General features: G+C 57.1%; 12 protein-coding genes. All 12 read left to right on the forward strand.

Annotation, left to right across the window (positions count from 1 at the left end; translation table 11 throughout):
• Positions 1-1,497, forward strand: a 1,497-nt coding sequence (gene fliF, locus ACEQU8_RS10755) for a flagellar basal-body MS-ring/collar protein FliF (RefSeq protein WP_370263508.1), incomplete at its 5' end; no start/stop codon positions are given.
• A gap of 32 nt (positions 1,498-1,529) precedes the next feature.
• Positions 1,530-2,531, forward strand: coding sequence for a flagellar motor switch protein FliG (gene fliG, locus ACEQU8_RS10760; RefSeq protein ID WP_370263509.1), 1,002 nt, complete (start codon positions 1,530-1,532; stop codon positions 2,529-2,531).
• Entirely contained in the window at positions 2,518-3,273 is a 756-nt protein-coding gene (locus ACEQU8_RS10765; protein WP_370263510.1) for a FliH/SctL family protein, read from the forward strand. Before fliG ends, ACEQU8_RS10765 begins: the two co-directional genes overlap by 14 nt.
• Positions 3,273-4,679 (forward strand): flagellar protein export ATPase FliI, encoded by a 1,407-nt coding sequence (fliI, locus tag ACEQU8_RS10770; RefSeq protein ID WP_370263512.1) that lies wholly within the window; start codon positions 3,273-3,275, stop codon positions 4,677-4,679. The genes ACEQU8_RS10765 and fliI overlap by 1 nt, the downstream gene beginning before the upstream one ends.
• A 15-nt stretch (positions 4,680-4,694) precedes the next feature.
• The gene (gene fliJ / locus ACEQU8_RS10775; protein ID WP_370263513.1) at positions 4,695-5,144 is read left to right on the forward strand and encodes a flagellar export protein FliJ; all 450 of its coding nucleotides are present in this window, start codon (positions 4,695-4,697) and stop codon (positions 5,142-5,144) included.
• Positions 5,141-6,694 carry a flagellar hook-length control protein FliK gene (locus ACEQU8_RS10780; protein ID WP_370263515.1) on the forward strand — a complete coding sequence of 518 codons (1,554 nt, stop codon included), beginning with the start codon at positions 5,141-5,143 and terminating at the stop codon, positions 6,692-6,694. The genes fliJ and ACEQU8_RS10780 overlap by 4 nt, the downstream gene beginning before the upstream one ends.
• Positions 6,695-6,823: 129 nt before the next feature.
• On the forward strand, positions 6,824-7,348 hold the full coding sequence (fliL, locus tag ACEQU8_RS10785) for a flagellar basal body-associated protein FliL (protein WP_370263516.1): 525 nt from the start codon (positions 6,824-6,826) through the stop codon (positions 7,346-7,348).
• Between the two features lie 15 nt (positions 7,349-7,363).
• The gene (fliM, locus tag ACEQU8_RS10790; RefSeq protein ID WP_370263517.1) at positions 7,364-8,425 is read left to right on the forward strand and encodes a flagellar motor switch protein FliM; all 1,062 of its coding nucleotides are present in this window, start codon (positions 7,364-7,366) and stop codon (positions 8,423-8,425) included.
• A 24-nt stretch (positions 8,426-8,449) separates the two neighbouring features.
• Positions 8,450-8,902 carry a flagellar motor switch protein FliN gene (gene fliN / locus ACEQU8_RS10795; protein WP_370263519.1) on the forward strand — a complete coding sequence of 151 codons (453 nt, stop codon included), beginning with the start codon at positions 8,450-8,452 and terminating at the stop codon, positions 8,900-8,902.
• A 20-nt stretch (positions 8,903-8,922) separates the two neighbouring features.
• Positions 8,923-9,450: a flagellar biosynthetic protein FliO gene (gene fliO, locus ACEQU8_RS10800; RefSeq protein WP_370263520.1), complete on the forward strand. Its 528-nt coding sequence runs from the start codon at positions 8,923-8,925 to the stop codon at positions 9,448-9,450.
• Entirely contained in the window at positions 9,447-10,211 is a 765-nt protein-coding gene (gene fliP / locus ACEQU8_RS10805; RefSeq protein WP_370263523.1) for a flagellar type III secretion system pore protein FliP, read from the forward strand. The genes fliO and fliP overlap by 4 nt, the downstream gene beginning before the upstream one ends.
• Positions 10,212-10,235: 24 nt before the next feature.
• A partial coding sequence (locus ACEQU8_RS10810; RefSeq protein WP_370263524.1) for a flagellar biosynthetic protein FliQ occupies positions 10,236-10,362 on the forward strand: 127 nt, incomplete at its 3' end.

Raw genomic sequence — 10,362 nt, forward strand, 5'->3', positions numbered from 1 at the left:
GGCGGCGCCATTGTGGAGGCGCTCACCCAACTCAAAGTGCCTTATGAGTACGGCGCCAACGGCACCTCCATCATGGTGCCAGCCGACAAGGTGTACGACACGCGCCTGGCTTTGGCCAGCCAAGGCCTGCCCAAAGGCAGCGTCAGTGGTTTTGAAGCCATGGACAACCAAAAGCTGGGCATCACACAATTTCAGGAACAAGTGAATTACCAACGCGCTCTTGAAGGCGAACTGGTGCGCTCAATCCAGTCCATCTCTGCCGTGCAAAGCGCACGCGTTCACCTGGCCATTCCCAAGCCCTCCATTTTTATTCGTGAAAAGCAAACACCCAGCGCGTCCATTGTGTTGAATTTGCATGGCAGCCGCACATTGTCTGAATCGCAGATCAACGGCATTGTGCATTTGGTTGCATCCAGCCTGCCCAGCATGAAGCCTGAAGACGTCAGCATTGTTGACCAAACGGGCCGCCTGCTGACCGCCAAAAGCGAGCTTGAAACCGGGCTGAACCCCACGCAGCTGGCCTACACCATGCAGGTGGAATCCAACCTAGCCAGCCGCATCATTAATATTTTGACCCCCGTGTTTGGTGCCAACAATGTGCGTGCCACCGTAACAGCCAACATGGACTATTCCACCGCCGAGCGCACCGACGAAATTTACAAGCCCAACGGCGATGCCAGCCAAGCCACCATCCGCAGCCAGCAAATCAGCGAATCCAGCGATGGCAGCAACACCAACCCCAGTGGCGTGCCCGGTGTGATGTCGAACACACCACCCACCGATGCCACCGCCGCCATTGGGCAAAACCCACAACAAGCCTTGAACAACGCCAATCTGGCAGGCCCCAACACCACCAACAGCTTGCGCAAAGACTCCACCGTGAACTACGAAGTGGACAAATCTGTGCAATACCGCAAAGAGCAAGTGGGCAAGGTTCAGCGTTTGTCTGCGGCCGTGGTGGTGAACAACAAAACCATCACAGACAACAAGGGCGCCACCCGCGAAGCGCCACTCACGCCCGAGGAAATGGCCCAGATCGACACGCTGGTGAAGCAGGCCATCGGCTATGACGAGCAGCGTGGCGATGCCGTGCACGTGGTCAACCAAGCGTTCACCAAAACCACTGAAGAGCCCATGCCAATTTGGGCACAGCAAGACGCCATTGATCTGGCCAAGTCTTTGGGCATGCCCATTGGTATTGCGCTGATTGCTGCGATTTTGGTGTTCGGTGTGTTCCGCCCCATGATGAAACCCGCCACGCTGGAGGCCTACAGCGAGGGCCCAGAACTGTTGCCGGGCCAGCGCACGCCTTTGCTGGCCGCCTCGGTGGGCGACAACGACGCCGACCTGCTTGAACAACTGCAGCGCGAGGGCACCCTGGCGGGCGCCAACCGCCAGGAAAAAATGGAACGCCTGCGCCAACTGGCCAAAGAGCACCCCCAAATTGTGGCCAACATCGTGAAGAACTGGGTCAATGGCGAGCCCAACAATGTGTAAAGCCAAGCACATGAACAAGAAGGAAACACAGCATGGCAGACAGTGAACTGGGCCTACAAAAAGGCGCCATCTTGATGCTTAGCCTGGGCGAAGAAGAAGCCGCCGAGGTGTTCAAATACCTGGGGCCCAAGGAAGTGCAAAAGTTGGGTCAGCAGATGTCAAAAACCAAAGACGTGCCTGTGGACCGCATTGAAGAAATCGCGGGCGAAGTGGTTGGCCTGGCGCAAAGCCAAAGCTCTTTGGGTCTGGATTCTGACACCTACATTCGAAGCGTGCTGACCCGCGCCCTGGGCGAAGACAAAGCAGGCTTCTTGCTCGACCGTATTTTGCAAGGCAGCGACACCTCGGGCATTGAAGGCCTGAAGTGGATGGACCCGGGCACGGTGGCCGAGCTGATCAAAAACGAACACCCACAAATTATTGCAACCATCCTGGTGCATCTGGAACGAGACTTTGCCGCGGCCATACTGAACCTGTTTGTAGAACGTTTGCGCAGCGATGTCATTCTTCGAATCTCAACGCTTGATGGCATTCAACCCAATGCACTGATCGAGCTGAACGACGTGCTGGCCAAGGTGCTGGCCACGGGCGACAAGCTGAAGAAAACCACCCTGGGTGGCGTGCGCACCGCCGCTGAAATTCTTAACTTTGTGGGCGCCACATCCGAGAAAGCGGTGCTGGACAATATCCGCGAATACGACAACGAACTTTCGCAACGCATTCAAGACGAAATGTTCACCTTCGACAACCTGCTCGATGTGGACGACCGCGGCATTCAAACCATTTTGCGCGACGTTCAAAGCGATTCGCTGGTGATCGCCCTGAAAGGCGCCGACGAAGCCATCCGCGAGAAAGTATTCAAAAACATGTCCAGCCGTGCAGCCGAAAGCCTGCGCGAGGATCTGGAAAGCCGTGGCCCAGTTCGGTTGTCCGAAGTGGAAGCGGCACAAAAAGACATTCTGAAAGTGGCCAGAAAGCTGGCCGACGAAGGCCAGATCATGCTGGGTGGAGGCGGAGAAGATGCCTTCGTCTAACCGCATCATTCGCGGCCCGCAAGCGGCCGAACTTCCCAGCTGGTCGGTCGACCTGATTGGTGCACGCTACAACACACCAGTGGAGCGAACCTTCGCTGAGGTGGGCCATGTGCCCGGTCAAATCAAACACACCCCTCCCCCGATGAGCGAGGCAGAAAAGCGCCTGTGGGACTGGGAGCAATCGCTTAAACAACGCGAAGCCCACATTGAGCAACTCGAACGCGAGGCCCTGCAACGCGGCCACGAGCAAGGCCAACAAAGCGGCTACGAAGCGGGCTGGGATGCAGCCCATCAGGAACGCGCCCTGCTGGTGCAAGCCGCTCAAACCCTGGAAACAGAATTTGAAGCCTTCAAAGAAAGCTTGTCTGAAAAGCTGCTTGAACTGGCCGTGCTGGTGAGCAAAAAAATTGTGGCCGACACCGTGGAGGTGCAAAGCCAGCAAGCGGGCCTGATTCTTCTGCAACTCATGGACAGCATGCAACTGGACAGCAAGGCCATCACCTTGAAGGCCAACGCGGCCACCATCGCCGTGCTGGAGCAACAATTTGGCGACCACCAAATGCTGGGCAACCTGCGCATGGTGGAAGACCCCAAGCAACTTCAAGGCGGCTTTGTGTTGCACCACCCCGAGGGTGAGGTGGACGCCACCCTGCAAACCCGTTGGCTGCGCGCCATCGAAGCTCTGGGTAAAAACACCCCCCTGCAACCCGGTGACCTCAACACCGACGAGGGAGATGCGTAATGGCCGACCTACTGGACTGGCTGGATGAATGCAAGTTTTTGGTGGAGCACACGCACACCCAAGTGGCCACAGGCAAACTAACCCGTGTAGCGGGCCTGGTGATGGAAGCAGTGGGCCTCAAACTGCCTGTGGGCAGCGTTTGTACCGTGGTGCAAAAAGGCACCCCTGCCCTGGAAGCTGAGGTGGTTGGGTTTCATGGCGACAAACTGTTTTTAATGCCTTCCACCGATGTGCACGGCATGACCCCCGGGGCCAAAGTGATTGCACAAGAGCCTCCCCCCATTGCTCCCAAGCTCGGCCAGAAGGCCCACCCATGGCGGCGCCCGGAAGACAAAACCAAGCACTTGCCCGTGGGCGACAGCCTGTTGGGTCGGGTGGTCGACAGCAATGGCAAACCCTTGGACAATTTGGGCGATCTGGTCTTTGAAAAGCGCTGCCCCTTGGCTGCCCGCCCCATCAACCCGCTGGAGCGCGAACCCATTTCTGAACACCTTGATGTGGGTGTGCGGGCCATCAACGCCCTGCTCACGGTGGGGCGAGGCCAGCGAATCGGCCTGATGGCGGGCTCTGGTGTGGGCAAGTCGGTGCTGCTGGGCATGATGGCCCGCTACACCAAAGCCGACCGCGTGGTGGTGGGCTTGATCGGCGAACGTGGCCGCGAGGTCAAAGAATTCATTGAACAAATTTTGGGTGAAGAAGGCTTAAAGCGCAGTGTGGTCATTGCCGCACCAGCCGATGTCAGCCCTTTGCTTCGCATGCAGGGCGCCGCCTACACCCAAGTGGTGGCCGAGCATTTTCGTGATCAGGGGCACAACGTGCTGATGATCATGGACTCGCTCACCCGCTACGCCATGGCCCAGCGCGAAATCGCCCTGGCCATTGGCGAGCCGCCCGCCACCAAAGGCTACCCCCCCAGTGTGTTTGCCAAACTGCCCACCTTGGTGGAGCGGGCTGGCAATGGTCGAAAGGGCGGTGGTTCCATCACAGCTTTTTACACGGTGCTCACCGAGGGCGACGACCAGCAAGACCCCATTGCCGACTCAGCGCGCGCCATTCTGGATGGGCACATTGTGTTGTCGCGCAGCCTGGCCGAATCGGGCCATTACCCTGCCATCGACATTGAGCAATCCATCTCCCGGGCCATGCACAACATTGTGCCACCGGGGCACCTGCATGCGGCTCGCCAGTTGAAAGCGGCCTTCTCTCGGGTGCAACGCAACCGCGACCTCATCACCGTGGGAGCTTACTCCCCCGGGGCGGACCCGCAATTGGACCATTCTTTGGCCCTTTATCCAAAGATTGAAAAGCTGCTGCAGCAGTCAATGTTAGAGAGCGCCAGTTTCGAGGAGGCCTTGAATGGTCTTCAGAACCTGTTCCCGGAAGAATTCAAGAAAAATCAACACTAAACCGCTTGGATGCCCATGAGCAACGTGCTAAACATCTTGATCGACCAAGCCCGCGAAAAGGCAGAAAACTGTCTGAAGGCGGTCGCCAAAACCCAGCAACAAATTTTGCAGGGCCAGGAAAAACAGCAAATGCTGCAGACCTACCAAGACGACATGCAAGGCAGCATGCACAGCCGCGCCAGCGTGGGCATCACGGGCGAGCAATTGCGCAACCAGTTGGCCTTTGCGGGAAAAATCACCCAAGCCCTGGAACAACAAACCCAAGAACTTGAGTTTTTGAACAGCACCCTGCAACACCAGCAGGGGCAATGGCAGGCTGCACTGGCTGAGCAGCGCAAATACGAAGCCTTGCTGGAACGCGAAAAAAACCGGCAAACCAAACTGCAAAACAAACGTGAACAAAAGATGAACGACGAATTTGCTGCACGCATCCACCGGACCCAAACCGCTGGAGAACCCACATGACCACACAGGCCTCCGCCATGAACAATGTGAACAAAGTTCAAACCCAAACAGGCAATGCCAAGCCAAAATCCAAAGAGCAAGGCAACAATGTGCAGTTTGACGCCCTGTTCAGCAGCGCCCTGGGTCAACTGGGCAGCCAAAGCGCTTTGAACACGCAAGACAGCGCCCTGCGTGACAGCTTTTTAAAACAAAAAAGCGAAAAGCCGCAAGATGACAACAAACCGCAGGCCAGCACCCCCGCACCCGATGCGGCCCTGATGTGGGCCCAGCGCGATTGGTTAAGCAACGCCAGCGCCCCCAAGGTGAAGACCGATGTGTTGCCAGCCGCCACCAATGCAGCCACACCCGGCGTTAACAGCGCACCCAACACGGCGCCCAAAGCGAGCAGTGAGGCCCCAGAAAAAAGCCAAAATGGCAGCGCACAAGCCTCTACGCAAAGCAAAGAAACACAAACCGAGACAGCGGCTGTCAGCGACCAAGCTGCTTCAAAGGCCAGCGCTGAACAGTCACCAGCGCAAGCCAAACCTGCCGAGGCGGCAATGCCTGCAGCGGCGAAGCCCAGCCCAGACGGTGCGCAGGCCAACACCAATACCCTGACAAAAACATTGGAGCTCGCTGCCACAACACAGGCTGCAGGCACATCTGTACCCAACGATGCGAATGCCAACAGCGGCGCTGCGCCAAGCGCCACAGCCGTGCCAGCAGAGCAATCCCTGGTGAGCGCCGAGCCCAAAGAGACCCCCGCCACCAACCGCCCTGGCCGCGCCACTGCCCCAGAGGGTTTGAGTAACGCAAACAGCCAGCAGGCCGTGGTGGTTCGTAGCGATGCAAACAGCAACGCAGCCGCGCAAGCCGCCGCCAACCCCAATGCTCAAAACGCCATTGCACAAGTGGCCAGCCAAATGGGCCAGGTTCAAGGCAAAGCCGCCACCGGCAACGGCGAAATACCGGGCGTGCAAGCCGGAGAAAAAATATTGGCCAACCGCGGAGCTGCGGCCACCGCGCCCGGGCTTGGCATGCCAGCAACCGTACAAACCAGCACCAACGGCACACCCGGCACAGCACAAACCCAAATACGCACCCCAGTCAATCAACCTGGTTTTGCGCGCGAATTGGGCAACACCGTGCAATGGGCCATCGGTAAGCAGTTTTCTACCGTGGACATTCGAGTGAACCCCGAATCGTTTGGCCCCATGAACATGCGCTTGGTGCAAAACGGTCAACAACTACAACTCATTATTCGCACCCAAGACGAAGCCTCGGCCAATCTGCTGTCGCAAGCCCTGACCGGTCTGAAGGATGTGATGGCCCAACAAGGCCTGCAACTGAACCAGGTGCAACTGCAGCACCCAGGCCTGGCAGGCCAGGGCCATGCTCAAGGGCAGGCTTTTGCGGGCCAGGAGCAAGGTCAGTCCGCCCATGGTCAGCAACACGGTCAATCTCAGGGCCAACGGGGCCAGGGGGATGCATCTGGCGAAACCGCGAATGCGGCAGAACACAAACCGGGTCGATCCAATCCCGGCCCAGGTCGGCTGGATCTGTTCGCGTAAGAATCTACGCCCCTTTGGAGTGAGAATAGGCCAAAAAGATCACAGCTTTTCGGGGCTTTGCAGCACAGGGATTCGTACACAATAAATCGTGAACAACATGCCCACTGCAAACGAACAAGGGAGTAAACCATGGCCAAAGTAGCACCCGCCCCGGCCGCGGCAGGCGGCTCGGAAGAGCAGGCCCCCGCCAAGGGATCCAAAAAGCTCATCATCATTTTGGCAGCCGTGCTGCTGTTGGTGGTGGGCGGTGGCGCCGCGGCCTACTTTTTGGTGCTTGCCCCCAAGGCTGACCCATCAGCGGTTGAAGAGGCCGCCCCGGTTAAGCCCTCCACACCGCCAAGCTTTGCCGTGCTTGACCAATTTGTGGTGAATTTGGCCGAGCCTGACAACACACGCTACCTGCAAATTGGCATCACCTATGAAGTGACCACCCCCCAGGCGCTTGAAGAAATCAAAACCTACACCCCCGTGATTCGCAGCCGTATTTTGTTGGTGCTCTCTGGCAAGAACGTGGCTGACCTCACCTCCATTGAAGGCAAGCAACGTCTGATGGATGAACTGGTGGACCTGGCCCGCGTCACGGTGTTTGGCGACCCCAAAGACCCCACACGCGGTATTCGGGACGTGCATTTTTCAAGCTTTGTGATTCAGTAAGGACGCAGCAACACCATGCCCGGAGAATTTCTTTCCCAAGATGAAGTCGATGCCCTGCTCAGGGGTGTCAATGGAGAAGAAGAGACCAAGGAGCTTTTGGAGTCTCAGGAAGGCGTGCGTCCTTACAACCTGGCCACCCAAGAACGCATTGTGCGCGGGCGCATGCCCACGCTGGAAATCATCAATGAGCGCTTTGCCCGCTTAATTCGAATTGGCCTGTTCAACTTCATGCGCCGCAGCCCGGAAATCTCCGTGGGCCCGGTGAAGGTATTGAAGTACAACGAATTCATTCGCAACTTGGTGGTGCCCACCAACCTGAACATCATGGCCATGAAGCCACTGCGTGGCAACGCCTTGTTTATTTTTGACCCCAGCCTGGTGTTTGCCGTGATCGACAACCTGTTTGGTGGTGACGGGCGTTTCCACACTCGGGTGGAGGGTCGCGATTTTACTCAAACCGAGCAGCGCATCATTGCCAGAATGCTGGATGTGGTGCGCGAAGAATTTGTAAAAGCATGGGCCCCCGTGTTTCCCCTGAAGCCCGAATATCTTCGTTCCGAGATGCACACCCAATTTGCCAACATTGCCACACCGGGCGAAATTGTGGTGACCACCTCGTTTTCGATTGAGCTGGGTGCAGGCGGTGGCTCATTCCATGTTTGTATCCCCTACTCGACCATGGAACCCATTCGCGATTTGCTGTACTCCAGCATGCAGGGCGACCAGGCCGAGCCCGACAAACGTTGGGTGAGCATGCTGAAGAAGCAAGTGCAAATGGCTGAGGTGGACCTGGTGGCCAACCTGGCCGACGCATCACTCACGATTGCCGACATCATGGAACTGCGCGTGGGCGACGTGATCCCCATTGAAATTGGCAAACGCGTGGAAGCCAGTGTGGACAATGTGCCCATTTTTAGCTGCAGCTACGGCACCAGCGCTGGCCAATACGCCTTGAAGGTGGAAGAAGTGCTGGCCGTGAACAACCAGGATGGTATTGGCGAGGGGCTCAACTTGGAGGCCCTGCTTCACAAAGAACATCAACACGAAAACAATGCGCCTGCCAAGGCCAAAATGTAAACGCTTGGAACAAAGGAACACACCATGTCGAACCAACAAGATGAAGTGATGAGCGACGCCAGCGACGATTGGGCCGCAGCATTGGCCGAGCAGGCCAGTTCAAGCGGCGGCTCCAGCGGTGGCAGTGCCGACGCGCTGTTTGCTCAAGCGGCAGACGCCAAACCTGCCGCTGGCCTGTTTCAGCCGTTTGCTGGCAGTGTGGCGTCCAACACCCAGAACGACATCGACATGATTCTGGACATTCCAGTGCAGTTGACTGTTGAACTGGGTCGGACCAAGATACCCATCAAGCATATACTTCAACTGGCCCAAGGCTCGGTGATTGAACTGGACGGCCTGGCCGGTGAGCCCATGGATGTGCTGGTGAACGGTTACCTGATTGCACAGGGCGAGGTGGTGGTGGTCAACGACAAGTTTGGTATTCGTTTGACTGATATCATCACTCCATCCGAACGACTCAGGAAACTGAATCGATAACCCCTTGAACTCAACAAGGCATGACCAAACAACAACAAGACATCACCACGGTGGGAAATCAAACAACAAGGCGCAAGGGCACATCAAGGCCCGGGCGCCTTTTTCATGTGTTGCCCTATTGTGCAGCCCTGCTGCCAAGCGCCCTTTGGGCGCAAGAGCAAGCCGCTGCTGGCAGCACGGGTTCGCCAATGACTGGGCATCTGCTTCAAACCACCCTAGGATTGCTGTTTGTGCTTGGCCTGTTGCTGGTGTTGGCTTGGGCGCTAAAACGCATGGGCGTGGGCCACAATCAACGTCGTGGTGGGTTTTACAAGGTGCTGGCCATGTCGGCCCTGGGGCCCAGGGAAAAAGTTGCCCTGGTTGAAGTGGGCGACACCTGGCTGGTGCTTGGCATGACCGCACACAGCATCAACACCTTGCACAGCATGCCAGCGGGCAGCATCGAATTGGACAACCCACAGAACCCGGCGGCCAGTTTCGCAAAAATGCTTGAGCGCGTTAAGGCAGGCAAAACGACAGGCAACACAACAGGCCACACCCCATCATGAGAAAACTCCTCGCAAGCACCGCTGTGCTCGGCACTGCCCTGCTGGTTTTGCTGCTGGGTGCTGTGCCCGAAGCCCAAGCCCAGCAAGTGCTGCCCGGCGTAACCGCCACCCCCGGCCCCAACGGCAGCACCAACTACAGCGTGCCCAGTCAAACACTGCTGTTTTTTACGTTTTTAAGTTTTTTGCCTGCCCTCATCTTGATGATGACGGGCTTTACCCGCATTGTGATCGTGATGTCCCTGCTGCGCATGGCCCTGGGCACACAAAACTCCCCGCCCAACCAGGTCATCATCGGCCTGAGCCTTTTTCTTACTTTTTTTGTGATGTCGCCAGTGTTTGACCGGGTGTACACCGAGGCCTACCAGCCTTTTGCGGCCAATGAAATCCCATTTGAAGAAATGACCGAGCGCGCCAGCGTGCCCATGAAGGACTTCATGCTGAAACAAACCCGCGAGCCCGATCTGGCCCTGTTTATGCGGCTTGGCAAGGTAGAAAACGTACAAAACCCCGAAGATGTGCCGCTCAAGGTATTAATCCCCGCCTTTGTCACCAGCGAATTAAAAACCGCTTTCCAAATTGGCTTCATGATTTTTTTGCCATTTTTGGTGATCGATCTGATTGTGTCGAGCGTGCTGATGTCCATGGGCATGATGATGCTCTCGCCCATGTTGATTTCACTGCCCTTCAAGATCATGCTCTTTGTGTTGGTCGACGGGTGGACCCTGCTGGTGGGCTCCTTGGTGGCCAGCTTTGAAACCTAACTGATTGTTGACGGAGAACCCGCCATGAACAGCCAAACCGTACTGAACCTGGGCCAAACCGCCTTGGAGGTGATGCTCATCGTGTCTGGACCCCTGCTGGCCGTGGCGCTCATTGTGGGTTTGCTGGTCAGCATTTTGCAGGCGGCCACCC

Source organism: Limnobacter sp., from assembly GCF_964228395.1.
Taxonomy (GTDB): Bacteria; Pseudomonadota; Gammaproteobacteria; order Burkholderiales; family Burkholderiaceae_B; genus Limnobacter.

Excerpts from the sequence above, each read along its gene's own strand:
- ACEQU8_RS10765 (WP_370263510.1), top strand. The coding sequence starts at position 2,518 with ATGCCTTCGTCTAACCGCATCATTCGCGGCCCGCAAGCGGCCGAACTT.
- fliO (WP_370263520.1), top strand. The coding sequence starts at position 8,923 with ATGACCAAACAACAACAAGACATCACCACGGTGGGAAATCAAACAACA.
- fliP (WP_370263523.1), top strand. The coding sequence starts at position 9,447 with ATGAGAAAACTCCTCGCAAGCACCGCTGTGCTCGGCACTGCCCTGCTG.
- ACEQU8_RS10780 (WP_370263515.1), top strand. The coding sequence starts at position 5,141 with ATGACCACACAGGCCTCCGCCATGAACAATGTGAACAAAGTTCAAACC.
- fliL (WP_370263516.1), top strand. The coding sequence starts at position 6,824 with ATGGCCAAAGTAGCACCCGCCCCGGCCGCGGCAGGCGGCTCGGAAGAG.
- fliM (WP_370263517.1), top strand. The coding sequence starts at position 7,364 with ATGCCCGGAGAATTTCTTTCCCAAGATGAAGTCGATGCCCTGCTCAGG.
- fliN (WP_370263519.1), top strand. The coding sequence starts at position 8,450 with ATGTCGAACCAACAAGATGAAGTGATGAGCGACGCCAGCGACGATTGG.
- fliJ (WP_370263513.1), top strand. The coding sequence starts at position 4,695 with ATGAGCAACGTGCTAAACATCTTGATCGACCAAGCCCGCGAAAAGGCA.
- fliG (WP_370263509.1), top strand. The coding sequence starts at position 1,530 with ATGGCAGACAGTGAACTGGGCCTACAAAAAGGCGCCATCTTGATGCTT.
- fliI (WP_370263512.1), top strand. The coding sequence starts at position 3,273 with ATGGCCGACCTACTGGACTGGCTGGATGAATGCAAGTTTTTGGTGGAG.